The sequence below is a fragment of the Pelomonas baiyunensis genome (assembly GCF_043555935.1).
Lineage (GTDB): Bacteria > Pseudomonadota > Gammaproteobacteria > Burkholderiales > Burkholderiaceae_C > Pelomonas > Pelomonas baiyunensis.
Genome location: NZ_JBIGIB010000007.1, coordinates 108,606 through 135,029, shown reverse-complemented (window position 1 = coordinate 135,029; position 26,424 = coordinate 108,606). Strand labels below are relative to the sequence as shown.

Genomic DNA, 26,424 nt, shown 5'->3' with positions numbered 1-26,424 from the left:
TTAGCCGCGGTAGTAGCGGTTGGGGGTGAAGGGGGTGGAAGACACGACCATGGGCGTGCGCTTGTCGCGCACGATGGCAAAGAGTTCGGTGCCCACGGCGGCGTGGGCGGTGGCCACGTAGGCCAGGGCCACCGGTTGGTTGACCGTGGGACCCAGCGTGCCGCTGGTGACGACGCCGATTTCGGTGCCATCGGCGGTGACGATCTTGGCGCCTTCGCGCACGGGCATGCGCTCCTTGCCGACCAGACCGACGCGCTTGCGTGCCGGGCCGTTGGTCAACTGAGCGTCGATGACGGCCGCACCGGGGTAGCCGCCGGCACGTGCGCCACCGGCGCGGCGCACTTTCTGAATGGCCCAGGTGATGCTGGCTTCAACCGGCGTGGTGGTGGTGTCGATGTCGTGGCCATACAGGCACAGGCCGGCTTCCAGGCGCAGCGAGTCGCGAGCGCCGAGACCGATCGGCTTGACCTCGGCATGGGCCAGCAGCTTGCGGGCCAGGGCCACGGCGTCGTCCTCGTGCACCGAGATTTCGTAGCCGTCTTCGCCGGTGTAGCCCGAGCGGGTCAGGAAGGTGTCGATGCCGTCGAGCTGGAAGAAGCCGCCGGTCATGAAGGTGAGCTTGGCGACCTCGGGGTTCAGGCGCGACAGCACGGTCACGGCCTCGGGGCCTTGCAGGGCGAGCAGCGCACGCTCGGGCACCGGGATGACCTCGCAGCGGCCGGCCAGGTGCTTTTGCATGTGGGCAATGTCCTGGTCCTTGCAGCCGGCGTTCACCACCACGAACAGGTCGTCCGGGCGCTTGCACACCATCAAGTCGTCCAGCAGGCCGCCTTGGTCATTGGTGAACAGGGCGTAGCGCTGCTTGAAGACGCCCAGGTCCACGATGTCGACGGGCACCAGGGTTTCGAGCGCAGCGGCGGCGTCGGCGCCCACCAGGCGCACCTGGCCCATGTGCGACACATCGAACAGGCCGGCGGCGGCCCGGGTGTGCTTGTGCTCGGTCATCACGCCGGTGGGGTATTGCACGGGCATGTCGTAGCCGGCGAAGGGCACCATCTTGGCGCCGAGTTCGACGTGCAGGGCGTGAAGCGGGGTTTTCAGCAAAGAGGACATCAAGAGCTCCGACGGAATTCGGGTTTGGATGTCCTCGCTGTCCGGGGTACCTGAGAGATTGACCTGGCGGTTTGCAGTCCGCGCCAAGCTTGCCCCTTCGGTGGACCGACTCCAGGGCCGGCCTCTCTCCAGTGAGGAACGTCGAGAGTGTCGGCCACCGGAGGCGGCCACTCAAGACGCTTGTCAGTCCTTTTGCCTGAGCGTTCGGATCGCGGCATCACCGCAACCCTGCGCCTTCGGCGGCCCCCAACTGCACCGGGGCGCTCTCCTGACGGCGCGCATTCTAGCGGGGTGAGGCCTCTTCGAACCGGTCCACGGTGCGAATGCTCGTGAATCGCCAACTCCACAGGCCCACCACGGCCAAAGTGCACAGGGCGCCGCTCACCGCCGCCGGCACTGCGCCCAGCGCGTGCGCCGCACTGCCGGCGCGAAACTCGCCCAACTCGTTGGAGGAGCCGATGAACAGCATGTTCACGGCGTTGACACGGCCGCGCATGTCGTCCGGCGTGGAGAACTGCACCAGCGCGCCGCGGATGTACATGCTGACCATGTCCGCCGCGCCGGCCACCGCCAGGGCGGCCAGTGACAGCCAGAACCAGTGCGACAGCGAGAACACCAGGTTGGCCACGCCGAACACCGCCACGGCCCAGAACATGCGGCGACCCACGTGACGGTCGAACGGCCGGGCGGCGAGATAAAAGCCCGTCACCACCTCGCCCAGGGCCATCGCGCTGCGCAGCGCACCCAAGCCCGTGGGGCCGACTTTCAACACTTCATGGGCGTACACCGGCAGCAGGGCCACCACGCCGCCCAGCAGCACGGCGAACAGGTCCAGCGAGATGGTGCCCAGGATGATGGGCCGCGAGCGGATGAAGCGGATGCCCGCGCCGAAGCGCTGCCAGATCGTGCCCTGGGCAGCCAGCAGCACGGTGCGGGCCACGGGCACACGGGTCAGCAGCAGCGTGGCCAGCGTCAGGCTGATGGCGCAGACCCCGTAGGTCAACGCGCCGCCACCGGCCGCGTACAGCAAGCCGCCCAGAAACGGCCCACCGATGCTTGCCACCCGCAGCAACATGCTGTTGGCCGCCAGGGCCTGGGCCAGTTGCTCGCGCGGCACGATCTGCGGCAGCAGGCTTTGCAAGGCCGGCGCCGAGAACGCCCGGGCGCAGCCGAACACCACCAGCACGGCATAGATGCTGCTCACCCCGGCCTGGCCGTGGCCCGCCAGCCACCACAGGGCCGCGGCACAGGCGGCGTTCACAGCCCAGGCGGCAATCAGGATGGGCTTGCGGCTGTAGCGGTCGATCAGGTCGCCCGCGGGCAGCAGCAGCGCCAGCATCGGCAGAAACTGCGCCAGGCCCACGTAGGCCAGCGCGATGGGTTCGCGCGTCAGGTCATACACCTGCCAGGCCACCACCACGGCCTGGATTTGCGTGGCCAGCACGCCCAGCAGGCGGGCGATCAGGAACTGGGTGAAGCCGGCGTGGCGGTAGACGCTGGCACCGGCGGACGCGGGCGCGGCTGAAGCAGATTCAGACAAGGGAATTCAGAACACAAAGGGGGCCGGGGGGCAGGGGCGCCAGTGTAGGCAGCCCCTGCTGGCCGTGCCGGCGCAGGGTCAGTCGCCGTTGCCGTGGCCGTGCGCGGCTTCCAATGCCTCGGTGTCGATCGGCATGCCAGCCGCCCCCGCGCCTTCGAAGAACAGCGGCTTGCGGGCCTTAGCCACCGGCGCGACCTGGTTCATGGTGGCGGCTTCGAACAGGCGGCCGTTCTGCATCACGAAGCGGATGCGATCGGTCTGGCGAATGTCCGCCAGCGGGTTGCCGTCGATCACCACCAGGTCGGCCAGCTTGCCCGGCTCCAGCGAGCCCAGGTCCTTGTCCATGCCGAAGTTGCGCGCAGGGTTGATGGTGGCGGTGCGCAGGGCCTCCATCGGCGTCATGCCGCCCTTGACGAACATCCACATCTCCCAGTGCGCGCCCAGGCCCTCACGTTGGCCGTGGGCGCCGATCATGGTGTTGACGCCGGCGCGCTGCAGCTCGGTGGCGGTGCGGGCCACGCGCAGGATGTTGAAGTCCTCCTCGGGCGCCGTCAGGCGGCGGATGGAACGCGGCTCCAGCACGGCCTTGGGCACGTAGCGGCTCAGCAGCGGGTGCTTCCAGACGTCGGTGCGGGCGTACCAGTAGTGCTCGCCGTCCAGGCCGCCATAGCCGACGTTCAGCGTCGGCGTGTAGCCCACGGCGTTCTGGCCCCACAGCTGCTTGACGTCGTCCCACACCTCGGCGATGGGCAGGGCGTGCTCCACCGTGGTGTGGCCGTCCACCACCATGGTCATGTTGTTCTGGAACAGCGCGCCGCCCTCGGGCACCACCATCATGCCGGTCTGGCGTGCAGCCTCCAGCACCTGCTGGCGCTGGTCGCGGCGGGGTTGCTGGTAGCTCTTGACGCTGATCGCGCCCTCGGCCTTCTGGCGGTTGAGGTGGGTGAGCGCGTCGTCCAGGTTGTTGACGTAGGACGAGAACGGCGTGCGCGCGCCGTACAGGATGCTGCCTGTGGAGTAGATGCGCGGGCCCACCACCACGCCGGCGCGTTGCATCTCGGCCTGCGTGAAGATGGCCCAGTTCTGGTTGCTCGGATCGTGGAAGGTGGTCACGCCGAAGGCCAGCGAGGCGAGGTTGACCCAGCTCTGCTGTGGGATCAGGCCGCCATCGGCCATGGCGCCGTGCCAGTGGGCGTCGATGAAGCCCGGCACGATGGTTTGGCCGCTGGCGTTGACGCGCTTGGCGTCGGCCGGTACGGCCACATCCTTGCCCACGGCCACGATGCGGTTGCCGTCCACCACGATCGTGCCGCCTTCGATGACTTCGTCGCCCTTCATCGTCACGATGCGGGCGCCGGTGATCGCTACCTTGCCGGCGGGCTTGTCGCTGGCCTGCTGGAAGCCAATCTTCTGCGCGGTGGCCTTGTCCTTGCCATTTACAGCGGCGGTGAACAGCTCGTCGCCCAGCGAGAAGCGCAGCTGCTGGCTGTCGGCGCTCCAGTGCAGGTCGTGGCCGGCGTTCACGTCGAGCTGGCGCACGGGCAGGGCGTCCATCTTGCTGCCCACCGTCAACACCTTGCCCGATTGGCCCTGCACGTTGGGCAGCGGCGTCACGTAGGCGTGGAAGCGCTCCACAAAGCCCAGCCACTGACCGTCGGGCGACACGCTGTACTCGCTGGCCGAGTCGCTGCGGGCGACTTCGGTCTCGCTGCGGTCATGCAGGTTCACGCGGAACAGCGCGTAGCGCTGCTCGACCTCGCTGGTGCTGCTGACGCGGGTGAAGAAGAGTTCGTCGGAACGGGCGCCGAACTGCGCGCCGCTGCCGTCCTTGGTGAGGCGCTCGGTCTTGCCGGAACCGTCGGCCGCGGCGACGTAGACGCCCGTGTCCAGGCTGTGCCAGGGGCTGGTCAGCGCGCCACCCTTGACCTTGCGGTAGACAACCTGCTTCCCGTCGGGCGACAGGCGCGGCTCCAGGTACTTGCCGGGCTCCTTGATGAGCACGGTTTCCTTGCCGGTGGCCACGTCCAGCCGGCGGATGGTGCCCTGGGTGTCGTCGCGCCAGGTGGCGTAGACGACGCTCTTGCCGTCACGCGACCAGCTGGGTGCGAACTCGAAGGCCTCGGTCTGCGTGGTCAGGCGCTTCGGCGCGCCGCTGGGCAGGTCTTTGATGTAGAGCGAGCCGAGCGCCGAGTACACGACGCGCTTGCCATCGGGCGAGGCCTGCACGCTGCGCAGCTGGCGCACGGCGAACTTCTCGGGCGCCACCTCCTGCGCGTAGCGCATGGGTTCGCGCAGCTCGCGCGTGTCCTTCACGTGGAAGGGAATCTCGGCCGCACTGCCCTTGAACGGGTCCACGCGCCAGATCTTGCCCTCGGCCCACACCACCAGTTCCTTGCTGCCCGGCATCCAGGCAAAGCTGGGGTACACGCCCCACATGGCCCAGATCTCCTGCAGGTCGCGCGACAGGCCGCCCCAGGCGGCGAACTCGCGGCCGGTGGCCAGGTCCTTCAGGAAGAGCGTGCTCTGGTTGCGGATACGGCGCACGAAGGCGAGGTACTTGCCGTCGGGCGAGGGCGTGGGGCGCACCGCGCCGCCGGGGCCTTGCACGAAGGGCTCCACCGAGCCGTCGCTCAGGTCTTGCCGGAAGATGGTGTAGATGCCGGCGGTGCCGTCTTTGTTGTACTCAAAGACGCGGCCGGGTGTCGTGTCCTGGCTGTAGTACAGGTACTTGCCGTCCGGCGAGATGGCCGGCTCACCCAGGTCCTTTTGCCAGTTGGGCTTTTCGTTGAGCTGCACGCCCTTGTTCTTGGCGGCGTCGGCATCGGCCGCAAACAGCCAAATCTCGCCGGAGCCCGCGCTGCGGGTGCCGGTGTAGTGCTTGCGGGCCAGCAGGTACTTGCCGTTGGGGTGCCAGACCGGGTTGTTCAGCAGGCGGAAGTCTTCCTTGGTGACCGCTTTAGCGCCGCTGCCGTCGGCGTTCATCAGCCACAGGTTGTCGCCGCCGGCGGCATCGCTCAGGAAGGCGATCTGCTTGCCGTCCGGCGAGAAGCGGGCCTGGTGTTCCCACGCGATGGAGTGCGTCAGCGGCTTGGCCTCACCGCCGCCGATGGGCAGGGTGTAGAGGTCGCCCAGCAGGTCGAACACCAGCGTCTTGCCGTCGGGGCTGACGTCCAGGCTCATCCAGGTGCCGGTCTTGACGTCGATGTTGATCGTCTTGGCCACGCCGGGCGGCGTGTTGACGTTCCAGGCAGCGGGGGCGGATGCGGCGGACGAGGCGGATGAAGCGGGCTTGGGCGCTTCTTGCGCGTTCGCGGCCAGCGCGGCGGCCAGCAGCAAGGCGGGGGCGGCGTTCAGGGCGGCGTGCAGACGGGGCATGGACGGTGTGGGGAAGATCCAAAACCGTCGATGCTAGTCACGGCGTGGAGCCCGCCCGTTCGTCACGCCCGGGTTTGCCCCAGGCGCCGGAGCTGTGGCATCAGGGCCAGAGCCACCACACGAGCAAGCCGCCGAACACCACCCACTGGATGCCGTAGTAGGCCAGGCGGCTCTTGACCTTGATGCGCTTGCCGAACAGGCGCACCTGCTGCACGTAGGCAAAGGCCTTGTTGATGCCGCCGGTGGCGTCGGAGTCCGAGTTGGGCGCCGCGGCTGAGCGGATCAGGGTGTGGCTGATGAAGCGGTTGAACGCGCGGGCCAGCGGGTTGTTCAGCGGGCGCTCGACGTCGCAGAACAAGATGATGCGCATCTGCTCCGATTGGTTCTCGGCGTAGTGCAGGTAGGTCTCGTCGAAGATGACGCCCTGGCCGTCGCGCCAGGAGTACTTCTCGCCGTCGACCGAGATGTAGCAGCGGTCGTCGTTGGGCGTGACCAAGCCCAGGTGATAACGCACCGAGCCGGCGAACGGGTCGCGGTGGGTGACCAGTCGGCCGCCCGGGGGCAGGGCGGCAAACATCGCCGCCTTCACGGTGGGAATGCGCTGCAGCAGCTCGGTCGTCACCGGGCAGAGCTGGCGGGCCGAGGGGTGGGCGTCGCCGTACCACTTGAGGTGAAAGCGCGTCCAGCCCGTTTTGAAGAAGCTGTTGAAGCCGGCGTCGTTGTACTTGTCGCTCTTCTTGATCTCACCGGCCTCGGCCAGTTTGAAGGCTTCGGCGCGGATGTCCTGCCAGTGGTCTTGCAGCAACTGCAGTTCCGGGAACCCCGACACCGGCAGGTAAGGCTTGGCCGGCAGCCGCGAGAACAGGTACATGAAGCAGTTGATGGGCGCCATGAAGGTGGAGTGGTCCATCAACTGGCGGAAGAAGCGTAGGCGCACCCGGCCGCGGAAGTGCACGTAGACCGTGCTGGCAACGAAGACCGCCACGATGGCGATCTTGATGTAGGGAATGTCGTGGGTCATCGAGCGTAGAAATCAGCCTCGCCGGGCGGGCGCGACTTGAAGCGCTTGTGCAGCCAGAAGTACTGGTGCAATTGTCGACGGGCCTGAGCTTCGATCACCGCGTTCATGCGGGTGGCATCGGCCACGAGGTCCTGGGTGGGGAAGTTGTCCAGCGGCGGCTCGATCACCAGCGTGTAGCCGTCGGCCTCGCGCCGGGGGTAGCAGGGCAGCACCACCGCCTTGGTGACGGCTGCCATGCGCGACAGCCCGCCGATGGTGGCGGCCGGCACACCGAAGAAGGGCACGAACACCGAGTCGCGGTGGCCGAAGTCTTGATCGGGCAGGTAGTACAGCCGGTAGCCGTCCTTCAGCGCCCGCAGCGTGGGGCGGGTGCCTTGCTGGCGCGCAAAGATGATGCCGGTGCCAAAGCGCAGGCGCTTGGCGCGGAAGAAGGCGTCCAGCCACGGGTCTTTCTGCACCGAGTAGATGCTGACCAGCGGCGTCTCCAGCGACACACGCAGGCCGGCCAGGTCCAGCCCGGTGAAGTGCGGCATCATCAAAATGACGTTGTGGCCGTCCAGCGCGCGCAGGTGTTCCAGCCCCTCGATGCGCATCAGGCGCTTGAGCCGTTCTTGCGACGCGAACCAGCCGTAGCCGTACTCCAGCAGCATCTGCACCATGGCCACGAAGTGCCGGCGCAGCAGCCGGCGGCGCTCCGGGGCGGGCATGTCGGGCAGGCACAGGCGCAGGTTGACCTCGCCGATGTGCCGGCGAGAAGTGGGCAGGGCGTAGATCAGGCTGCCGAGCACCCAGCCCAGCCCTGAAATCACCCGAAATGGCAGCCAACTCAGCAGCCAGACCACCCCCACCAAGAGCTTCAATCCCACCGGTGCGCCCCCACGGAAATTTGTAACAACATGCCCAACGTCCTTGCGTTTCCAGGGGCGGCATCGTAGTGGCTTGCCGGCATTTGCGGCGGTGCAGCACGATTGATCCAGAGCAAGGCACCCGGCGTGCGGCCTGCCTACGCTGCAGGCATGACGAATTCGCCTCGACGCATCCTGATCCTGCAGGGCCACCCGGACGCCTCGACACCTCACCTGTGCCATGCGCTGGCCCAGGCTTATGCCGAGGGCGCCGTGGCCGCCGGCCACACGGTGCGCACGGTGGAGGTGGCCCGGCTGGACTTCCCGCTGCTGCGCAGCCAGCACGAGTGGGAGACCGGCCCGGTGCCGGCGGATTTGCTGCCCGTGCAAGCCGACCTGACCTGGGCGGAGCATGTTGTGCTGTTCTTCCCGCTGTGGCTGGGCGACATGCCGGCGCTGCTGAAGGCGTTTTTGGAACAGGTGGCGCGGCCCGGGTTTGCCGTGCCCCGCGCGGGCAGTGAGGCCATGGGCACCAAGCTGCTGGCTGGCCGCTCGGCGCGTGTGGTGGTCACCATGGGCATGCCAGCGCTGCTGTACCGCTGGTACTTCCGGGCGCACAGCGTGCGGTCGCTGGAGCGCAACATCCTGGGGTTTGTGGGTTTCGCACCGGTGCGTGAGACCTTGATCGGGCTGGTGGACCGGCTCGGCGCGCCGGGCGTGGCGCAGTGGCAGGCGCGCCTGCGCAAGCTCGGCGGGCAGGCGCAGTGATGCGGCGGGCCTACCTGAGTGCCGCGGTGGCGGTGTTGGGCGTGGTGGCTTACCTCGTGCTGCCGCGCTGGTGGGGCGGGGCGGTGCCGGCGGTGGCTGTGACGCCGCAAGACCTGGTGCGCACCGTGGTGGCCACAGGGCGGGTGGAGGCGCCGCATCGGGTGGATGTGGGCTCGACCCTGGTGGGCACGGTGGCCCGCGTGCCGGTGGCCGAAGGGCAGACGGTGGCCGCTGGGGCTGTGTTGATCGAGCTGGACGACCGCGAGTTGCGGGCCAGCCTGCGCGCGGCTGAAGGCGCCGTGGCCCAGGCGCAGGCCCGCGTGCGGCAGTTGCAGGAGGTGCAGCGCCCTGTGGCTGCCCAAGCCCTGCGCCAGGCTCAGGCCACGCTGGAGACCACGCGCGCCCAGCAACGCCGCCAGGAAGAACTGTTTCGCCAGGGCTATGTGGGCCAGGCGGCGCTGGACGAAGCGCGGCGCGCCGCCGAGTTGGCCGACGCCCAGGTGGCCGCTGCCCGCCAGCAACTGGACACCACCTTGGCCGGCGGCAGTGATGAGGCCGTGGCGCTGACCACCCTGGCCCAGGCGCAGGCCAATGCCGAAGCCGCCCGCGCGCGCTTGCAGCACGCCACCGTGACCGCGCCGGTGGCTGGCGTGTTGATTAGCCGCGATGTGGAGCCCGGCGATGTGGTGCAGCCCGGCAAAACCTTGATGGTGCTGTCGCCCACCGGTGAAACGCAGTTGGTGGTGCAGTTCGATGAAAAGAACCTGGGTCTGCTGGCAGCCGGCCAGCGCGCCCTGGCCTCGGCCGATGCCTTTGCTGACCAGCGATTTGCCGCCGAGGTCGTCTACATCAGCCCCGGGGTGGACGCCCAGCGGGGCTCCGTGGAAGTGAAGCTGCAGGTGGCCCAGCCGCCGGCCTACCTGCGGCAGAACATGACCGTGTCGGTGGACGTGGAAGTGGCGCGCCGCAACCGCGTGCTGGCCGTGCCGCTGGACTGGGTGCACGACGCTGACACCTCGCAGCCCTGGGTGCTGAAACGGGTGGACGGCCGTGCCCAGCGCCAGGCGGTCACGCTGGGCCTGCGCGGCGGCGGGCGCGTGGAGGTGATGGACGGCCTGAAGGCCGGCGACGAACTGGCCCCCAGCGGCGTGCGCGAAGGCGCGCGACTGGGGCCGCACGCCGGCCCATGAAAACCTGGCAGCCGTTCGAGTGGATCGTTGCGTCGCGGCTGCTGCGCGACGGCCGCTGGCAGACCGTGTTCATCATCGGTGGCGTGGCCATCGGCGTGGCGGTCATCGTGTTCATGTCGGCCCTGCTCAGCGGATTGCAGGCCAACTTCATCCGCCGGGTGCTGACGGCGCAAGCCCACATCCAGCTGCTGCCCCCCAAAGACGTGGTTCGCCCTCTGCGCCCCATCGTGGCGGGTGAGGTGTCGGCCGCCACGGTGCAGGCGCCGCTGCAGCGGCTGAAATCCATCGACCAGTGGCAGGCCGTGGCCGCGCAGATTCGCGCCATGCCCGAGGTGGTGACGGTGTCGCCCACGGCCGCGGGGTCGGCGCTGGTGGTGCGGGGCGAAGCCAGCCGGGCCATCACGATTGCGGGCATCGAGCCGGCGCTGTACTTCCGCATCGTTTCGCTGGCAGACAAGCTGGTGCAAGGCAGCACGCGCCTGAACGCGAGCGACATCCTGATTGGCACCGAGCTCGCCTCGGATTTGGGTCTGGCCGTGGGCGACAAGCTGCGCGTGACGGCCAGCACCGGCGCCGACATGGTGTTCACCGTCAGCGGCGTGTTCGACCTGGGCAACAAAGGCGCCAACCAGCGCACCACCTACGTGGCCCTGCATACGGCGCAAAGCTTGCTGGGGCTGCAGGGCGGCGTGTCGAGCCTGGACGTGACGGTGCGCGACATCTACGCCGCCGACACCGTAGCCCACCGCATCACGGCCCGCACCGGCGTGCAGGCCGACAGCTGGATCCAGACGAACGCGCAGTTCTTCAGCGCGGTGCAAGCGCAGGTGAGTGCGAACACGGCGATTCGGTTCTTCGTGGGCTTGTCGGTGGCGTTTGGCATTGCCAGCGTGCTGTTCGTGTCGGTGGTGCAGCGTTCGCGGGAGATCGGCATCCTGCGGGCCATGGGCGTCACGCGGCAGCGCATCCTGCGGCTGTTTCTGCTGCAGGGCGGCTTGCTCGGGCTGGCAGGCTCCATGGCGGGCTCGGCCGTGGGTGCGCTGGCCCTGGTGCTGTGGCGCGAGCTGGCTCGCGGGCCGGATGGCCTGCCTCTGGTGCCGGTGACGCTGGAGTTGCCGCTGTTTGTGATCGCGCTGGCGCTGGCCACGGTGACCGGCGTGCTGGCGGCCATGGCGCCGGCGCTGCGCGCGGCCCGGCTGGACCCGGTGGTGGCGATTCGTGGCTGAGGTCAGAGATTTATCAGCCGCGTTGGCCGATGCAGTGCGGGCGGCATCTGTACGCGCAGCGAGTTCGGGCGGCTCACGGCCTGTCGGCGGGCGGCCCTTCACAGCAAGGAACTGGCATGGCCGGTGATGACGTGGTGGTGCGCCTGCAAGGCGTGCGCAAAGCCTTCAACCCGGGCTTGCCCAGCGAGGTGGAGGTGCTGCACGGCATCGACCTGCAACTGCGCCGCGGCGAGTTTTGTGCGGTGGTGGGCCCGTCGGGCTCCGGCAAGAGCACGCTGCTCAACCTCATCGGCCTGCTGGACCGTCCGACCGCCGGCACGCTGGCCGTGTGCGGGCAGGACACCACGCACATGGACGACGCCGCCCTCACGCACCTGCGAGGCCGCAGCATTGGCTTTGTCTTCCAGTACCACCACCTGATCGGCGCCTTCACGGCGCTGGAGAACGTGATGATGCCCATGCTGGGGGATGCGGGCTTCCCGACGCGCGCCATGCGAGAGCGGGCGCTGGAATTGCTGGGGCGCGTGGGGTTGAACCACCGCTGCGACAACCTGGCCACGCACCTGAGCGGCGGCGAACAACAGCGTGTGGCCGTGGCCCGCGCGCTGGCCATGCGGCCGGCCGTGCTGCTGGCCGACGAGCCCACGGGCAATCTGGACACGCGGTCCGCTGAAGTGGTGTTCGGCCTCTTGCGCGATGTGAACCGCGAGCAGGGCACGGCCGTGCTGTTCGTGACGCACAACCCGGCGCTGGCCGCGCGCTGCGACCGCACGCTGGAGGTGGTGGATGGCTTGGTGAACCCGCAGGCGGCTGTGGCCGGGTGACGTGCCTCGATGGGTTGCCGAGCGGCGCTCGGCTCAGTCCAACGCCAGCGTGTGGGCCTGGGTGCCGCGTTGCACCTGAATGCGCGTGCCGTGCACGGCGCGCCAGGCCAGCAGCGCAGTCACCAGGTCGGCGGCTGAGCCCACTGGTCGGCCGTTCATGGCCGTGATCACGTCACCCGCCTTGAGCTGCAAGCGCTCGGCCAAGCTGCCCTTGGGCACCGAGAGCACCAGGGCGCCGCTCGCGTCGCGGCGACCCGCTTGCCAGGCGGCCAGTGGGGGCACGTCATCAAACAGGGCGCCCAAGCGCGGGCGGGCGCTGGCGCTGCCGTCGCGCTGAATCTCGTCGGCGATTTGCTGCACGAGGTCGATGGCAATGGCGAGGCTGGCGCCCGGCGTGCCGGCCGGCCCGACGATGGTGCGGGCATTCATGCCGACGATGGCGCCGGTGGCGTCCAGCAGCGGGCCGCCCGAGTTGCCCGGGTTCAGCGCGACATCGCTCTGGATGAACATCAGCTCGCCGTCGTCCCCAAAGTGGCGGTCTTTGCCGCTGACGATGCCGGCCGACGCCGATCGCTCCAGGCCGAAAGGCTCGCCCACGGCCAGCACCCAGTCGCCCACGCGCACACTGCCGGGCGCTGCGAACACCGGCTGCACGCCGGGTGCCGGCGTGATGCGGAGCACGGCGATGTCGGTGGTGGCGTCCTGCCCCTCCACGGTGGCGGCCACAAGTCGCCGGTCGGGCAGGGCGGCGATGATCTGTTGGGCGTCCGCCAGCACGTGCGCCGCCGTGGCGATGCGGCCTTGTGCGTCCAGGAAAAAGCCGGCGCCGACGCGAGGTTCGTCTTCACCTGCGGCATAGATGTACAGCCCCACGCTCCACGCCGCGCCGCGTTGGAAGGCGTCAGCCAAGCTGTGCGCCGCGGCCCGGGGCGCTGGGGTTGCCGCAACGGCGCTCGGTGCGGGACCAATGACCAGCCCGGCGCAGACGGCCCAACTCAAGACCCAGCGGTGGGCCGATTGGCGGGCCCGGTGCACCCCGTGGAGCGGCCGTCCAGAGCTGCGAAAGGCGCCGTTGGCGGGCTGCGCCTTCCGCTGCGTACGTTCTCGAAATCCATGCATGCCGCCACGCTAGCGCAAGCCGCGCATGGGCGGCTTGATGGCAGTCAACCGCGGGGTCAGTGCGCCATCAGCACAGGCACGGTCATTGACTGCAGCAGCGTGCGCGACACGCCTCCGAACAACCGCTCAGCCCAGCGGGCGTGGCCGTAAGCCCCCATGACGATGAGGTCCGCGCCCAGGTCGGACGCGGCATTCAGCAAGGCGTCACCCACCGCCAGCGCAGTGACCTCGTCACGCACCGTGGCCTCCACGCCTTGGAACGCGAGCCACTGGCGCAGGCTGGCCAGCGCCGGCTGGGCGCTGACGTCGGCCGGGTCGGCACGCCAATGCACCAGCGTGACGTGCGTGGCCCGACGCAGCAGCGGCAGGGCGTCGGTCATGGCCCGCACCGACTCGCGGCTGCCGTCCCACGCCACCACCACGCGGCGCACGTGCAGCGGGTCCAAGTGGGTGTACGGAATCAGCAGCACCGGGCGCGCGCTGGTCAGCAGCAGGTCTTCCAAGTCCTTGAGGGCTTGGCGGTAGTTCGGCAGCGAAGGGTCCGGCTGGCCCATCACCAGCAGGTCAGCCGCCTGTGCGTGGCGCGCCAGGGTGTCGGGCGAGGGTTCGCGGTCGGCCACGGCTTCGAACGATGCCAGGCCGGCGTCACGGCACTGGAGGTGGAACTGCTGGGCCAAGTCTTCCGCCCGACCCAACAAGGCGGTGGCTGCACCGGCCACGTAGCCGTCCATCGCGGCCGCCGTCTGGAACGACTGAACCGCCTGACTCGTCACCGGCGCCAGGCCGATCAGGTGCGCGTCAAACGCTTGGGCGAGGGCCTGAGCAATGCGAGTACGGGCCGTGTTGGCCGGCGTGGCGTCCAGCGCCACCAGCAGCGAGCGAAGAGTCATGGCAATTCCCTGAGCATGGATGTCGTTTGAAGCGAGCCGCAGCACAGGTGCCGCAGACAGTGCCTGCAGGGTAGGTGTGGCTGCAGAGATCCGCTTTGCGGCGCGTCAAACGGACGCGGTTCAGGAGTCGGTGAATGTGGTCGGCACCGCGTGCCGACGCGCCATCACGGGCCTTGCTGGATGGCGAATTGCAGGTGGAGCTCCGCCGGGTTCTTGCGGCCGGGCGAGACGTTCACGCTGCCTCTACTGACGCGCTTGCCCAGCTTCCATCTCGCGTAGCACTTGTCGCCGTTCGCAAGTTCGCCCTTGCCGAAACGTTGGCTCAAGACTTCATACAGGGCGTCGCAGGTTGCAGGGGTTTGCAAGACGATGTGGATCAGCCCCAAGGGGCCGGGGACCACCGACATGCGAAGGACACCCTCGGCCGGTGGGCAGGCGACGGAACCGTTGTTGGCGTCTCGGAAACAGCCGGCTGGCAACAGGGCGCGGATGGCCGGCCAGTCTTGGGTCAGCACCTCGCGGTGGTTGGCCAACGCTTCAACCAGCGGGGCCATTCGCGTTTGGAAACGGGCACTGGCGCCTCATTTGTGGCCACGCCTTGTGCCGAGCAAGTGAACGCGACGGTGAAGAGGCCAAAGGCACCGAACGAGCGTCTGGCAATGGCCTTCAGTGCGTTCAGTGCTGCCTTCAGGCCGCGTTCAGAAGGCTCAGTGGCTTACTTTGTTTTGGCGACACCAGGAGTTTTCGGCAAGCGTTCTGCAAGCTTTCGGCTGTCCTCTGCGGCAAGGATCTTTCGCTGCTCGGCTTCTTTCATGGTTGTGTGGAAAGTAGCGGCCGGACCTTTGATGTATCTGTAATACCCATGGAAAGGTTGTGGAATGATGACATCATCATTTCCAAAATATATTTTTCTCGTTCCAGAGAACAATCCGCATTCGCCGTCGTAGTTTGGGGCTGCTGATTTTATTTCTTTCATCCACATGGTCTTGGTCCACGTGTTGGGGTCGCTCTTGAGGTTGGTGATTAGGTTGTTCCTGAACTTGTCGTAGCCGCCGGTATCTTCGACCTCTTCCCAGTTGTCGAACTTGATTTGGCTTTGTCGGTCAGGGGTTGTCAGTCTGGCGTGGCAGATGTGATCGTTAACGATCAGCAAATCGCCATCGATCGTGATGAAGGTGACGTCGACTGCCGTATGGGTAGGCGGGTCAACCTTGAGGCGAGTGGGTGGCCTTTTTGGATTGCTTGGGGAAAATCTTGCCAACCAATAGGTCTCGGCCCATGCATGGCTGCACAAAACAAGCTGAATGATGGCAATTGCTATACAGCGGCGCATCGTTGAGAGCTTGGTATCGTCGTTGGTGTTGTGTGCATCGCCCTCTATTTCCCGCAGCGGGGCGCATTCCAGCCGGTCTGCCGGTGGCGTCATGGTCGATCGTCGGCTTCCTTTGCGCAGGCGCCAGCAATCACATATCCCTGACTGTCCGCCGGCGTCGTACGCGGCTTCAGGCACTCTTTTGAGAGGCTGCGAAAAGGCACGGGCCCAATGGGCTCGCATTCGAAAGCATGCGCTCCACCAGGTTTCACGCGCGTGCAAGAGAGTTCCATTGGCACGGCTTTGCCTTCTTCTGTCGCGATTGCCTGAATTGTCATGCCCGCGATGAATACGACGCGCATCTGCAATTCAAGCGCTGTGCCATCGATTGACCAAACAGATTGGCAGCCTGTGAATGTCGAAGTTATTGCTGAAGGCGCCGGATGCACGCGCGTGGGGACCGCCATGAGCACATCAAATCCGGCCGAATCTGGCGGTTGAGCGATTTGGCAGGTCGGCGACTTGCCTGACGCAGCGGCAGGTGTCGCAGCGGCACATCCAACGAGGCAGGCGAGTAGCCCAAATATTGAGATGCGAAGGCGATTTGTGTTGACGCTGCGGCTCACGTCGGTTTGTATTTCGTCCCACCAAAGTAGATCGTGCGCCAGTCTGTCAGGCGGCTGGTGTCGTAGTTGAAGTGCGCGACCGAGTCATGGGCGAAGGTATCAAAGAAGACCTGCACCTGCTCAGGAAGCTCCGAGTCGTCATCCCAAGCTTGAAGCAATGTTCGGTCACGCAGACCGAGCTGTTTGCCCTCCGCTCGCCATCGCCGCAGTTCCGCAATGTCACTCAGGAACTTGCGTTCTTCTTGCTTGAGGTCTTTGAGTGCGGACTCTGCTTCGTCGAGATCGTCGTCATGGGCTTTGACCTCCTTGCGCAGTGCGTCGAGGCGGGCTCGAGTGTCCGGGTCGAGGTACTCGGGCATGCCAGGGTCTTGCCAGCCGACCGAAGCGATTAGAGCGGCTTGTTTGGCACGCGCCTCGTTCCGCAGGCCTCGGGCTCGGTCCCGTTGTGCTTGAAGCCTCTGCACCGAACCCAGTGCCACCTTGGCCAGCGCGCGCTTCTTGTGCCAGCGGTGCAGCATGAGCATGTGGGCGGCCTGCACCTCCTCCATCGGCCCGGTCTTGACCGGCACGGCATCTATGTAGGCGTTGTAGGCCTCACGCAAAGCTGGGTCGGACTTGTTGAACTCGTCTTGCAGACTGGGGTCAAGGGCTTCTATGCGGTTGAACAGCACGCCACCGGCGAAGGCCAGGTCGAACATGTGGTTCAGCGCAAAGCGCGATATGCCGTTGTTGCGCCCCTGAAACTGCGGGGCATAGCCGCCGCCCACATCGGAGTGCACGCCGGGATACCAAATCTCGACCGTGTTGTCGGGGTAGCGCGCATCGATGCGGGTGGAATCCAGCGGGAAGCGGCGGCGCTGCTCATGCGCGGCATTCATGTGGACGGACTGCTCGACCATGGGTGGCAGCGTCATCCCGGCTGCCCAGCCGTTGTGGCCACCGTTGCTGGTGGTCATTGCACTGATCAGGCTGTCGTAAGCCGAACAGACCGTATCGAACAGGCCGGCAAAGGCCACACGGATGGGGATACCCTGGTACTCGTAGGCCTCGTCCTTGGTCTCGCATTTCTGGGCAAGATCACGTACGAACGCGCGGGCCAAGGCCGCGCCGCGCGAGAAGCCAAACACCGTGAGGTTGATGAGCAAGACCTTTTGCTGCTTGGGCACCTTGGCGAGTTCTTCATCCAGCAGTTTCAGGGCCTTCTTGATGCGGGGCTCGCCGCCCTTGCCGATAGCGTTGCCAAGCATGCCGCCGCTGTCGCCGATTTCGGCGTAGGGGGTGCCGAGGCCGGGGACGTAGCGGCGAACAATGTCGCGATCTTCCTGGTGGGCAGCCCAGAGCTTTGCGACGTTGCTCAATGCGCGCTTTTCCGCAGGCTTTGCCATTTCCTCGTTGCGGTTGTTGCCCGTGCCGTCAAAGAACATGCCGAAGTGCAGCACCTTCGTGCATTGGCACATTGCCTCCTCCTTGGTTGGCACGGTCGCGCCCAGCGCCAGTTGCCGCTGCTCCCGCTCCTTGGCGGACAAGGATCGTTGTCCTGGGGCCCGCCGGGCCGTCTGCGCGCCCTGGGCTCCGGAAACGGGTTCGGTCAGGCCAGGCTGGGAATCGACCTGGTTCTCGATGTAGCTGGGGTCAAGGTTCTTCATTGACGGCTGTTTCGGTGGTACCCCGGGGGCTTGGGGATTCGGCGCTTGATTTGGTCAGCTTCAAGCTCGGCTTCAACGCGTCCATCCGGATAAAAGTGCAGAACGAGGTAGTTGGGGTTGGGCGGGTAGGGCCAAGAGACCGGAACTTCCGTAGAGAACTCTTCCTCGGGCAGTCGCGAATACGTGTTGGAGGCGATGTCATAGAGCCCGGAAAGACGCCACTTCACTTTGACCACAACCTTGCGATTCGGGTTGGCAGGGGCGAGGAGGCCTTCCACGCGATTGCCGTCGCCTCCAAAAGCGTCGGCAGCACCGACCCAAACGCCGTCAACCCACACATCGCCGATGTAGCGATCCGTGTAATTAATCACCACCGCAGTCACCGACCGACTCCTCGGCTGCGCCTGCGCGCAGCCGCCCAGAGCAGTCAACCCGAGCCACTTCAACCAATTGCGTTTCATGTCGTCAATCATGGGGCTGCTCAACGGTGATAGCCCGGCGGTTGAGGAACTCGGCGCTTGGGTCGGTCGGCTTCAAGCTCGGCCTCGACGAGGCCGTTTGGGTAGAAGTGAAGGACGAGGTAGCTGGGGTTGGCCGGGTACGGCAAGGAGACGGGAACGTCCGCAGCGAACTCTTCCTCGGGCAGCCGCGAGTAAGTGTTGGAGGCGATGTCATACAACCCGGATAGACGCCACTTCACTTTGAGCACGACCTTTCGATTTGGGTCGGATGGCGCCAACAGCCCCTGTGCAAGGCCGCCGCCGCCTCCGTAAGCATCGACGCTCCCGGTCCAAGCGCCATCCACGACAACATCGCCGATGTAGCGGTCCGTGTAATTGAACTTGACCGTACTCACCGAGCGGCTCTTGGGTTGCGCTTGCGCGCACCCACTCACCGCAGCTAGCCCGAGCCACTTCAACCAATTGCGTTTCATGTCGTCAATCATGCTGTGCCTTGAGTGCCTGTTGCAGCGTGATCTCGCCGCGTTTGACCCGGCTTAGCAGCGTAGGCCAGGCACCTTCTTCGTCAAAGCGCCTGCCGCGTGTCAGGGTTAGCGTGCAGTACAGCACGGCGCTGGCGCCGCCTTCAATCCCGTAGGCCGCAGCCCGCTGCAGGGCCTGCGAGAAGTGGCTGTAGCGCTGGGCGGGCAGGAGGTCATCCAGCAGTTCGGGGTCGGTCTGCTCGAAGTGCTCGATCACGGAGTAGGGGTAGCAGGCATCCACCATGTGGGCTTGCTGGCGCGCGTCCAGGTGAAGTGGACCGCGATACGGATCATCAACCTGGAATTCACAACTCAATGACTGCCAACGGTGCTCGTGGCTCACCACCCACCACTGCCGGGCTACAGAGAAAAACGCCTCGCGCTGTGCGGCCCCGAGGCAGGCATGCAGGTGCGGCACCACCCGCGCATCAAAGAAGCGGTTGATGCAGGCGAACTCGTCTGGAAGTTCCGCGTCGAGCCTGTGCTGCAGGCGCGCGGCCAGCGTATCGATATCGAGTGGGGAGACCAGCCAAGCCAGGGCGCCATAGAAGCGGCAGTGCGAGGTCAGTGCTGAGCCTCGGTGATCGATCAATGCACTGGGCTCGCGCAGCACGACGAGGTGAGGCGTGGCATCCGCGCGTTCGTGCGAAATCGGCCTGCCGTGCAGGGGGCGCTGTTCGGCGATCCCGAGCCAGCGACTCAAATAGCGGCTGTATTGATCGACCTGCGCTGCATCCAGCAACAGGTAGTGCCGCTCCCCCTCGCGCACTGCCGCGAGCGGAGGCATGCCCATCGCCTGCCAGGCGCTGGCTTGCTCTCGCGGTTTTTTGGTCCAACTGTCCATGCGTCAGGCCTTGGGCGAAAAAGGCGCTGCCGACTTAGCGGCGGCCAGCAGACACGCCACACAGACCTGACTCGGCAAGGTCGGCATCGCGTAGTCCACCCTGCCGCCACGCTGGAATTCCTTCTTCCCCGCCTTCACCGTCAAATTCCCCGGGCACTCAAAGTTGATCCCACCGCTATCGATCGTGAGGCTGGCCCCACCGCCGACCTTCAGCACGATCTTCTTGGCTGCCGCCAAGTCGATCCCGGCTGATTGGCTGCCCACGGTCACGTCCTTCATGGCGGCGAGGGTGAGCGTGTCGCTTTGCGCCTGAACCTGCACGTCCTGCTGGCCGGCGATCAGGCTGATGCCGGTTCCTGCGGCGCCGGAGCCGGCTTTGATCAGGCCGGCAGTCACGGCCAGGGCCTGGCCGGTGTGGATGCGCAGATCGCCGCCCACGGCTTGCTCGATGTGTTGGCCGGCGGCCTCGGTGATGGCATGGCCTGCGCTGTGCACGTGGTCCAGCGCGGCAATGGCCGCGATGCCGGCTTGGCCCTGCAGGTGCAGGGCGCTGGCTCCCGTTGCGGGCAGCCTTGTGTCGTTCACGGAGGTGCTGCGCTGTGCAACGTCTCCCTGCGCTTGGGCGAAATCGGCGGCATCGGCAGCGCCTTTCAGCGAGGTGAGTAACGCCGGCACGGGCCCTTCGGGCTTGGCGCCGGCCATCACGCTGAAGGCCGCCTTCGTCGTGCCTTGCTGGGCGGCCAAGGTCGGTGTCTTGTGGGTGTTCGCAGCTTGGTCAAACGATTGGGCCAACTGCGCAAGTTGCTTGCCCAGGGCGATGCCGGGTGTGTTGTCCTGGGCGGGCTCTTGCGCCGGCGTCATGGCCGTGGTGATCAGCAGCCCCTGACCAGCGCGCAGCGCGCCGTAGGCGTCGGTGCGCAGTTCAAACCCTGTGCCTCTGAAGCTGCCGCGGTGGTTGTCGGCGGTGTGGATGATGTGGCCGAGGTTGAGCTGGCTCGTGTGTTGGGTGGAGGCGAGTTGCACGCGCAATTGCGTGGGCGCATCGTCAAACACCAGTTGGTTGTAGCCCGCACCGTCCCAGGCCTGGCTGCGCAGGCCCGTGATGCCGGCGGCGTTGCGGTGGCCGTCGTCCGTGGCGCTGGCGCCATGCCAGACGGGGCTGTGGCCGTCACGCGCGAGGTTGTCTTGCGCGCTGCTGCGGTGGTCGTGGCTGGACGCAAAGGCTTGGGCATCGGCGCTCTCGGGTGCGTCACCGCCTGGGGTGCGCGGCACGCCACCCACGCCACGGCCGTCGTACACGCTGGCGACGACCACCGGTTGTTCGATATCGCCGTGGAGGCATTGCACGAGCACGCGCTGGCCCAGGCGGGGGACGAATTGCGCACCGTGCCCGTCGCCGGCCCAGGCCTGGGCCACGCGCACCCAGGGTGAGCTGCGGGTGGTGCTGCCATCGGCGTCCAGCCCTTGCTGGAAGTCGAAACGCACGCGCACACGGCCCAGGGCATCCATGTGGGCCGCCCGGTCGTCCGTGCCGCTTCCGGCTGCGTCCACGATGGTGGCCAGCAAGGCGCCAGGCAGGTCTTGCGCTCGGGCGCCTGCCTTGAGGTACAGCGGCTGCCCAACCGGCACCGCGCTTGCCGGAATGAGGCGCTTCCAGTCGTCAGGCCAATGGCCTGCTCGGGTCTGGGCCACGGGCTGAACCGCGCTGGTGCTGCTCGCATGCGGGTGCAGGTCTTCCAGTGAGGCGGGCAGGCGGTCCTGAGGGGCCGCCAGGCTGGGTGCGCGGTCCACATCCTCAGGGGCCGCGTTGGCGAAGTAGGCCATGCCGCAGGGCGCGCACCGCCAGGGCACACGGGTGCGCGTGGCGGCGAAGCGATTGGCATAGCCACTCTGCGTGGCCTGGCGGCGCAGGGCGGGGCTGATCCATTCGGGCAGCACGCGGGCGGCGGTGCGCTGGCGCCGGCTGGGTGTGCCTCGGGCCGGTGTGTTCGCGTCGTCGCGCAGTTGCACGAGGTCGGGGCTGAGGGAGCCGGGCAGGTTGTTCAGGCCCACGGCAATCACGCCGGTCAACAAGAATTCGCGCAGCCCCTTCGGGTCGGCGCCGGGAAGGGCGAGTTGGGCGTCCAGCGGGCTGCCGGTCAGCGTGAAGCGGGTCCCCGGCGTGAAGCTGCGCACGCCGCTTTGACCGATCCAGCTCTTGAGGTGGGCTTGGATGCCGTCGGCAGTGAGGTCCAGCGCGCGTTCCAGTTGCTCGACCGTCGCGCCTTCGTGCGCGGGCGACGCTGGGGCATAGCCCTCGAGCGGGGTCGGGTCCAGGTCTGCACCGTGCGTGTCGTCGGCCAAAACCACGGCGGCCGCCAAGCTTTGGCCGCCGCGTGTGGCGCTGGCCAAAGCGCTCAGTCGCCCGAGGCCCAGTTGCCTTTGCGCCCCGAGTTGTTGCACCGTGTCGCTGTCCTCAGTGGCGTCGGCGCGGTGAAAGCGCAGTTCGCCCCCGAGCGGCGCAGCGCTCATGTCCAGGGGTGTGCTGTCGGCTGAAGTGGTGTCTGCCAGGATGACCAGGGTGTCGGTGTCTCGCTCGAAGCGGGCCACGAGTCCTTCCTCGCGCAGCAGGCGCTGAACAAAGGCCAGGTCCGACTGACGGTATTGCACGACGTAGGGGCGGGTGCAGCCGTCGGTGCCCAGGAAGGGGCTGCGATCGAGGTGGGGTGCGACGCAGGCCTCGTACCGCCAAGTGGCGAATGGGGCATAGGCGCTGAAGACGTCGTCCAGGATGGTGGTGAGCGATTCGTCTTGCCAGGCGCGGCTGTGCAGGCTGTTGCGCAGCAAGGCGAACCAAGGCCCCAACTGCAAGCGGTACCGGGGCAGGCCGTGCGTGGCGTCCTCGCTGGTGGCGCCGAGCACCAGCGCGTTGCGGGTGAAGCTGCTGCCATCGGCCAGCACCGTGTGCAGTGCGACAGGGGAGAGCAGAAGTGCGTCCAGGTCGAGCGACGGGTCGGGGCACAGGGCTGACAGCTCCAGCGACCAAGGCTCGTTGAGCACGGCTTGCTCAGCCCAAGCCTCGACCAGAAGTTGGTCGCAAGGGGCGCTGCCTTCCAGGCGGTACAGCCGCTGTGCGTCGCTCAGCAGCGCGGCGCGGAGTTCGTCCATCAGTTGATTCAAGTCAGGCATGGCAATCAGGCCCGGGGCCCGGCGGGAGAGTTGCTGCTGTCAGCGCGTGTGCCCACTGCGGGGCAGGACTTGATGCGACCCGTCATGCCATGAGATTGGCAGGCGTCCGCTCGGCAGGCGTCGCGTGCTGCGGTGTTGCTGGCGTGGCGTTGTTGGCAAGAGCGAAGCTCGCCAGCGAGTCGGTTGCGGTCGGCGGCGCTGACGGGCAGGCCTGCGGCGGGCTGGGTGCCGCTGGCCGGCAGCGTGACCTCGCGGCCGGCATCGGCGTTGGCGATGAGGGCCGCCACGAGCTCGGCGTCGCGGTCTCGCGTGGGTGAGGACAGCTGTGCCGTCGTGGGCGTTGCTGTCGGCTTGGCGTTGGTGCTGCCGGGCGCAGGCCGCGGTGACGGCCTTGCTTGCGCGGCGGCCTGTGCCGCCTTGGGCGGGCTGGCCTCGGACAGGCGCTCGAATGGGTTGGTGCTGTTGGCAGAGGCGGCAGCTTCAGCGGTCGGCGTCGCAAGAGCACCCGGTGCGGAGGCCGCCGGTTCGGCGGGAAGGGCTGGTGCAGGTGTTGCCGCATCCATGACCGGGGTCGGGTTTGGCAAGGTGGCTGCAGCTGGGGTTGTGGCGATCGACGCGTCAGTGCGCGCTTGCCAGTGCCGCACGCCAGCCCACGTCAGCAAGGCCGCCAATGCCGCCCCCACCGCCCACATCGCGTAACCCGCCGCCTGAAAGCTGGCGCTTCGCCCCCTTGGACGTCGGTCGCGGCGTGGCGCTGGTGCGCCGTGGGCTGCCGACAGGATGCTGACGCTGAAGCCCTGGTCGTCTTCCGCGGTGTTGCCGCCGGCAGCGAGGAGGCTGGGACGGCGGTGTGGCAGAGGGCGGGGCGCCGCGGGATGAGAAGGACGGTCCATGCGAGGGCGGGGCGCTTTGGTCAGCGAATCTGAGTGCGTCCCCCGAACCGATGGCTGCGGTGGCGCGTGAGTATGTGCTGTTGGCCGTGGGTGCACGGGCAGCTCGTTTGGAAGGAATTTAATTTTAGGTGGGCGCGATTGCCTGGGTGTTTTTCTCCCCCCGTTTTCGCGGGGGTGCTTTGATTATTGATTGGTCTCGACTGCGTTTATTTGGTCCTGGTTCGATGGTGAGAGTTGTTCGCGTGTTGGCGCCGATACGGTGCAGAAAGAGCGATGTAGACGACGTTGCTTGCTTATCGCCAGCTCTTGTTGGGTGGTGATGCACGACTTTCAATGGTTTTCCATCCCTAATTCAAACTGGGGCTGATGTTTGATAATCAATTCAGCGTTTTAAGTGCTGCGGGTAACGATGGAAACAAATGTTTCTTGATGTAGTTATTGTTATTGGGTTGTATTTTTTGTTGGCAATCTCACTGTCCGCGTTGTGTTTCATTCCTGGCGTGCGAGCACGTGCGGTGCGCATGTGGATGCAGGCCCGTGGTGCTGCGGCAGGGAGTGGAGCGCAGGGGCTGGTGGTCCTGCGTCGTGCGCACTCGGCAACCAGGGGCATCGGGGGGGCGCTGCGCGCGAAGTGGCTCTCGCGCGGACGGGCGGGGGCGGTGGTGCTCGTTGCTTTGGCGGCGGTGCCGTTGGCCGCGTACTGGCTGCGGCAGGCCGCGCCGCCTGAGCTGTACGACCACACCCGACAGCGCCCCGGCAACGCGCAGGTGGCGGCCCTGTTGGAGGGGGAGCAGTTGGTGCCGCCGCCGTCACTGCCTCCCGAGTTGTTCTTGCAAGCCGAAGTGCAAAGCGCACGTCCGTTGATCGGCTCGGCGAACCGGGAGTGGGCGCTGCTGGATGCTGAATTCCGTCAGCGGCTGCTGGCGATCTTTCGGCTCATGCAAGAGCGCCACGGTTACGAATTGGTGCTTCTGGAGGGCTACCGAAGTGCGGAGCGGCAAGCCGCATTGCAGGCGCTGGGGCCCACGGTGACCCTGGCCGGCGCCAACGACAGCTACCACCAGTACGGGCTCGCGGCGGACATCGCATTCGTGCGCGAGGGGCGCATCGTGCTCAGTGAACGCGACGCGTGGGCACTGCGTGGCTACGAGCTGTACGGCGCGCTGGCGCAGGAGTTGGGCCTGACCTGGGGCGGCACCTGGACCCGGCTGCGAGACCTGGGCCACATCGAACTTCCGCGCGCAGGCGTGATTCGCGGGCGCTGACTGTTGAACTGATTGAGAGGAAACATTGTGGGCAAGCCATTCATCGTTCTTGGGGACAAAACCGACCATGGCGGCGTCGTGCTGGAGGGTTCGCCAGTCAGCACCGTGATGGGCAAGGCCATCGCGCGTGTGGGCGACAAGGTCAGCTGCCCGAAGAAGGGGCACGGCGGCACCACGACGATCGTCAGTGGTGACCCCACCTGTTTGATCGATGGCAAGCCGGCCGCGCGGCATGGCGACAAGACGGCCTGTGGCGCGACCTTGTTGGCCACCCAAAGCGTGAGCTTCGATTGAGCGGCGAGCGCGATCGAAAGGGGCAGCGGTGACGGTGGTGTTCCGGGCCTTGGCCCTGCTGTTGCTGGTGGTTTGTGCGGTCTGGCTGCCGGTGTTGTGGCACTGGCAACACAGCCGGCGCGACGTGTCCACGGCCGACGTCGTGTACTGGCTGGTGGTGCTGCCGGCACTGCTGTTTGCCGCGTGCGTGTTGTTGCGCTGGGCGTGGCGGGCGGTCGTGCTGCCGGGCATGGCGCAGGCCTCACCCAACGCAAGTCCTGCACCGGCGCAGGCGCCGGGGCCGAATGCGCCTGCAGACGCCAGAGCCGGTTCTCGCCCCGCTCTGCTGCTGGCCAGCGCGGTGCACCTGCCCGGGGCCACCGGCGTGGAGGCGCTGGACGAGGCCCTGCGAGAGCAAACGGTGCAGCCGGGGCCCGATGCGGAGTTGACCAACCACGAGGGGCTGCCGTTGCACACCGCACGGTGTGAACTTTCCATGGACGTGGTGGCGCATGACCCTGCCATCGCGCAAGCCTCGCCGCGCACCGCGCGGGCACTGGCGACGTTGATGTCCGTCATGCAGGACCTCGCGGCTGGGTGGCCCGTGCGCCCTGCAGCCGAGGGCGACCTCCCTGCGGTGAGACTGCTGGTGCACCTGCCCGACGAGGTGGCCGGTGCCGAGCGCGAGTCGGCCCACGCGTGGCTGCAAGCGCAGGCGCCGGCCTGGCTGGAGGGCATTGCACGAGTGGTGGAGGTGTGGCTGCACGGCGGACCTGGCGTGGGCCTGTGGCAGCACGCCGAGTCGGTGCTTGCGGTGCTGGAGCGCGAGCGGCGCCCTGACTTGCTGTTGGTGGCGGCGGCCCAGAGTGAGCTCGACCCCGACTTGCTGGACCGCTGGGACACCGAGCAGCGCCTCTTCGATGCCCAGCGTGCACCGCGGGGCCGGATGGCCGGCGAGGGGGCTGCCGCGTTGCTGGTGGCGTCCGCAAGTTGGGCGCGCCAAGGCGGGGTGCGGGGCGAGGCGTCAAACGCGTTGCTGGAGCCAGCGTCGGCGGCGGTGCTCGCGTGTCTTCACCGTGCGGTGCGCACCGAACGCAGCCAGCCGGTGGATGCGCCGGGGCGCGTCAACAGCGAGGCGCTGGAGCGCACCATGTCGGCGGTTCTGGCGGCCCAAGGCTTGCCGCCTGAAGGGGTTCAAGCCCTGTGCTGCGATGTCGACCGCCACGGCGTGCGCAACGGCGAGTTGTTCGCCGCGGTCATCGCGCGCTTGCCGCACCTGGACGCCATCCAAGACGTTCGCGCGCTCGCGGCGGGCTGCGGCCACCAAGGCACGGTCGGTCTGCTGGCGAACGTGGCGCTGGCGGCGCATGGCGTCGCGCAGTCGGGCGCGGACGACAGCGACCGGCCCTCGCCGTGCCTGGTGTTGCACCTGGACGATCCTCGATGGCGGTTGGGCCTGCTGGTCAGTGCGCCCGAGCCATCCCCTGTTTCCGTTTGATTTGAG

Annotated in this window: 23 protein-coding genes and 2 riboswitches; of the genes, 7 read left to right on the top strand and 16 right to left on the bottom strand. The window is 67.2% G+C overall.

What is annotated here, in order from left to right:
* The 5 genes from gcvT to ACG01O_RS20890 form a co-directional block, all read right to left on the bottom strand.
* Positions 1–1,113: a glycine cleavage system aminomethyltransferase GcvT gene (gene gcvT / locus ACG01O_RS20910; protein WP_394387390.1), complete on the bottom strand. Its 1,113-nt coding sequence runs from the start codon at positions 1,111–1,113 to the stop codon at positions 1–3.
* Between the two features lie 27 nt (positions 1,114–1,140).
* A riboswitch (glycine riboswitch) is annotated at positions 1,141–1,255 on the bottom strand.
* Between the two features lie 32 nt (positions 1,256–1,287).
* Positions 1,288–1,394: riboswitch (glycine riboswitch) on the bottom strand.
* Between the two features lie 2 nt (positions 1,395–1,396).
* Entirely contained in the window at positions 1,397–2,659 is a 1,263-nt protein-coding gene (locus ACG01O_RS20905; RefSeq protein ID WP_394387548.1) for an MFS transporter, read from the bottom strand.
* Positions 2,660–2,731: 72 nt separating this feature from the next.
* Complete coding sequence (locus ACG01O_RS20900; protein WP_394387389.1) at positions 2,732–6,028, bottom strand: amidohydrolase family protein; 3,297 nt, start codon at positions 6,026–6,028, stop codon at positions 2,732–2,734.
* Positions 6,029–6,128: 100 nt separating this feature from the next.
* The gene (locus tag ACG01O_RS20895) at positions 6,129–7,028 is read right to left on the bottom strand and encodes an aspartyl/asparaginyl beta-hydroxylase domain-containing protein (protein WP_394387547.1); all 900 of its coding nucleotides are present in this window, start codon (positions 7,026–7,028) and stop codon (positions 6,129–6,131) included.
* A gap of 17 nt (positions 7,029–7,045) precedes the next feature.
* Complete coding sequence (locus ACG01O_RS20890; RefSeq protein ID WP_394387388.1) at positions 7,046–7,915, bottom strand: lysophospholipid acyltransferase family protein; 870 nt, start codon at positions 7,913–7,915, stop codon at positions 7,046–7,048.
* Between the two features lie 150 nt (positions 7,916–8,065).
* Here ACG01O_RS20890 and ACG01O_RS20885 point away from each other — a divergent pair, with 150 nt between their 5' ends.
* From ACG01O_RS20885 to ACG01O_RS20870, 4 genes are all read left to right on the top strand, one after another.
* Entirely contained in the window at positions 8,066–8,662 is a 597-nt protein-coding gene (locus ACG01O_RS20885) for an NAD(P)H-dependent oxidoreductase (RefSeq protein WP_394387387.1), read from the top strand.
* Positions 8,662–9,852, top strand: a complete 1,191-nt coding sequence (locus ACG01O_RS20880; protein ID WP_394387386.1) for an efflux RND transporter periplasmic adaptor subunit — start codon at positions 8,662–8,664, stop codon at positions 9,850–9,852. The genes ACG01O_RS20885 and ACG01O_RS20880 overlap by 1 nt, the downstream gene beginning before the upstream one ends.
* The gene (locus ACG01O_RS20875) at positions 9,849–11,078 is read left to right on the top strand and encodes an ABC transporter permease (RefSeq protein WP_394387385.1); all 1,230 of its coding nucleotides are present in this window, start codon (positions 9,849–9,851) and stop codon (positions 11,076–11,078) included. Before ACG01O_RS20880 ends, ACG01O_RS20875 begins: the two co-directional genes overlap by 4 nt.
* Positions 11,079–11,194: 116 nt before the next feature.
* Entirely contained in the window at positions 11,195–11,902 is a 708-nt protein-coding gene (locus tag ACG01O_RS20870; RefSeq protein ID WP_394387384.1) for an ABC transporter ATP-binding protein, read from the top strand.
* Positions 11,903–11,935: 33 nt separating this feature from the next.
* Here the strand turns inward: ACG01O_RS20870 and ACG01O_RS20865 are convergent, their stop codons facing one another.
* The 11 genes from ACG01O_RS20865 to ACG01O_RS20815 form a co-directional block, all read right to left on the bottom strand.
* Positions 11,936–12,811 (bottom strand): S1C family serine protease, encoded by an 876-nt coding sequence (locus tag ACG01O_RS20865; protein ID WP_394387383.1) that lies wholly within the window; start codon positions 12,809–12,811, stop codon positions 11,936–11,938.
* Between the two features lie 266 nt (positions 12,812–13,077).
* Positions 13,078–13,911 (bottom strand): universal stress protein, encoded by an 834-nt coding sequence (locus tag ACG01O_RS20860; RefSeq protein ID WP_394387381.1) that lies wholly within the window; start codon positions 13,909–13,911, stop codon positions 13,078–13,080.
* A gap of 164 nt (positions 13,912–14,075) precedes the next feature.
* Complete coding sequence (locus ACG01O_RS20855; protein WP_394387379.1) at positions 14,076–14,465, bottom strand: hypothetical protein; 390 nt, start codon at positions 14,463–14,465, stop codon at positions 14,076–14,078.
* Positions 14,466–14,626: 161 nt separating this feature from the next.
* Positions 14,627–15,337 (bottom strand): hypothetical protein, encoded by a 711-nt coding sequence (locus ACG01O_RS20850; RefSeq protein WP_394387378.1) that lies wholly within the window; start codon positions 15,335–15,337, stop codon positions 14,627–14,629.
* A complete protein-coding gene (locus ACG01O_RS20845) occupies positions 15,334–15,585 on the bottom strand; it encodes a hypothetical protein (protein WP_394387377.1) in 252 nt (83 codons plus the stop codon). The genes ACG01O_RS20850 and ACG01O_RS20845 overlap by 4 nt, the downstream gene beginning before the upstream one ends.
* 260 nt (positions 15,586–15,845) lie before the next feature.
* Positions 15,846–17,495, bottom strand: a complete 1,650-nt coding sequence (locus ACG01O_RS20840) for a T6SS phospholipase effector Tle1-like catalytic domain-containing protein (protein WP_394387375.1) — start codon at positions 17,493–17,495, stop codon at positions 15,846–15,848.
* Positions 17,492–17,968, bottom strand: a complete 477-nt coding sequence (locus ACG01O_RS20835; protein ID WP_394387374.1) for a DUF3304 domain-containing protein — start codon at positions 17,966–17,968, stop codon at positions 17,492–17,494. The genes ACG01O_RS20840 and ACG01O_RS20835 overlap by 4 nt, the downstream gene beginning before the upstream one ends.
* Positions 17,969–17,976: 8 nt before the next feature.
* Complete coding sequence (locus ACG01O_RS20830) at positions 17,977–18,441, bottom strand: DUF3304 domain-containing protein (RefSeq protein WP_394387373.1); 465 nt, start codon at positions 18,439–18,441, stop codon at positions 17,977–17,979.
* Positions 18,434–19,321, bottom strand: a complete 888-nt coding sequence (locus tag ACG01O_RS20825; protein WP_394387371.1) for a DUF4123 domain-containing protein — start codon at positions 19,319–19,321, stop codon at positions 18,434–18,436. Before ACG01O_RS20825 ends, ACG01O_RS20830 begins: the two co-directional genes overlap by 8 nt.
* A gap of 3 nt (positions 19,322–19,324) precedes the next feature.
* A complete protein-coding gene (locus ACG01O_RS20820; protein WP_394387369.1) occupies positions 19,325–22,489 on the bottom strand; it encodes a type VI secretion system Vgr family protein in 3,165 nt (1,054 codons plus the stop codon).
* Positions 22,490–22,494: 5 nt separating this feature from the next.
* A complete protein-coding gene (locus tag ACG01O_RS20815; RefSeq protein WP_394387368.1) occupies positions 22,495–23,052 on the bottom strand; it encodes a hypothetical protein in 558 nt (185 codons plus the stop codon).
* A 992-nt stretch (positions 23,053–24,044) separates the two neighbouring features.
* On the opposite strand from ACG01O_RS20815, the gene ACG01O_RS20810 reads away from it, so the two are divergent.
* Genes ACG01O_RS20810 through ACG01O_RS20800 form a run of 3 tightly spaced genes read left to right on the top strand, consistent with a single transcriptional unit; the run spans position 24,045 to position 26,418 of the window.
* Positions 24,045–24,647 carry a M15 family metallopeptidase gene (locus ACG01O_RS20810; RefSeq protein ID WP_394387366.1) on the top strand — a complete coding sequence of 201 codons (603 nt, stop codon included), beginning with the start codon at positions 24,045–24,047 and terminating at the stop codon, positions 24,645–24,647.
* Between the two features lie 27 nt (positions 24,648–24,674).
* Positions 24,675–24,941 carry a PAAR domain-containing protein gene (locus ACG01O_RS20805; RefSeq protein ID WP_394387364.1) on the top strand — a complete coding sequence of 89 codons (267 nt, stop codon included), beginning with the start codon at positions 24,675–24,677 and terminating at the stop codon, positions 24,939–24,941.
* A gap of 28 nt (positions 24,942–24,969) precedes the next feature.
* Complete coding sequence (locus ACG01O_RS20800) at positions 24,970–26,418, top strand: hypothetical protein (protein WP_394387362.1); 1,449 nt, start codon at positions 24,970–24,972, stop codon at positions 26,416–26,418.
* Positions 26,419–26,424 lie beyond the last annotated feature (6 nt).

Coding starts and splice junctions, on each gene's coding strand:
- ACG01O_RS20840 (WP_394387375.1), bottom strand. CDS start 17,495: ATGAAGAACCTTGACCCCAGCTACATCGAGAACCAGGTCGATTCCCAG.
- ACG01O_RS20880 (WP_394387386.1), top strand. CDS start 8,662: ATGCGGCGGGCCTACCTGAGTGCCGCGGTGGCGGTGTTGGGCGTGGTG.
- ACG01O_RS20845 (WP_394387377.1), bottom strand. CDS start 15,585: ATGCGCGTCGTATTCATCGCGGGCATGACAATTCAGGCAATCGCGACA.
- ACG01O_RS20825 (WP_394387371.1), bottom strand. CDS start 19,321: ATGGACAGTTGGACCAAAAAACCGCGAGAGCAAGCCAGCGCCTGGCAG.
- ACG01O_RS20885 (WP_394387387.1), top strand. CDS start 8,066: ATGACGAATTCGCCTCGACGCATCCTGATCCTGCAGGGCCACCCGGAC.
- ACG01O_RS20820 (WP_394387369.1), bottom strand. CDS start 22,489: ATGCCTGACTTGAATCAACTGATGGACGAACTCCGCGCCGCGCTGCTG.
- ACG01O_RS20815 (WP_394387368.1), bottom strand. CDS start 23,052: ATGGATGCGGCAACACCTGCACCAGCCCTTCCCGCCGAACCGGCGGCC.
- ACG01O_RS20830 (WP_394387373.1), bottom strand. CDS start 18,441: ATGATTGACGACATGAAACGCAATTGGTTGAAGTGGCTCGGGCTAGCT.
- ACG01O_RS20900 (WP_394387389.1), bottom strand. CDS start 6,028: ATGCCCCGTCTGCACGCCGCCCTGAACGCCGCCCCCGCCTTGCTGCTG.
- ACG01O_RS20850 (WP_394387378.1), bottom strand. CDS start 15,337: ATGACGCCACCGGCAGACCGGCTGGAATGCGCCCCGCTGCGGGAAATA.
- ACG01O_RS20870 (WP_394387384.1), top strand. CDS start 11,195: ATGGCCGGTGATGACGTGGTGGTGCGCCTGCAAGGCGTGCGCAAAGCC.
- ACG01O_RS20860 (WP_394387381.1), bottom strand. CDS start 13,911: ATGACTCTTCGCTCGCTGCTGGTGGCGCTGGACGCCACGCCGGCCAAC.
- ACG01O_RS20855 (WP_394387379.1), bottom strand. CDS start 14,465: ATGGCCCCGCTGGTTGAAGCGTTGGCCAACCACCGCGAGGTGCTGACC.
- ACG01O_RS20835 (WP_394387374.1), bottom strand. CDS start 17,968: ATGATTGACGACATGAAACGCAATTGGTTGAAGTGGCTCGGGTTGACT.
- ACG01O_RS20875 (WP_394387385.1), top strand. CDS start 9,849: ATGAAAACCTGGCAGCCGTTCGAGTGGATCGTTGCGTCGCGGCTGCTG.
- gcvT (WP_394387390.1), bottom strand. CDS start 1,113: ATGTCCTCTTTGCTGAAAACCCCGCTTCACGCCCTGCACGTCGAACTC.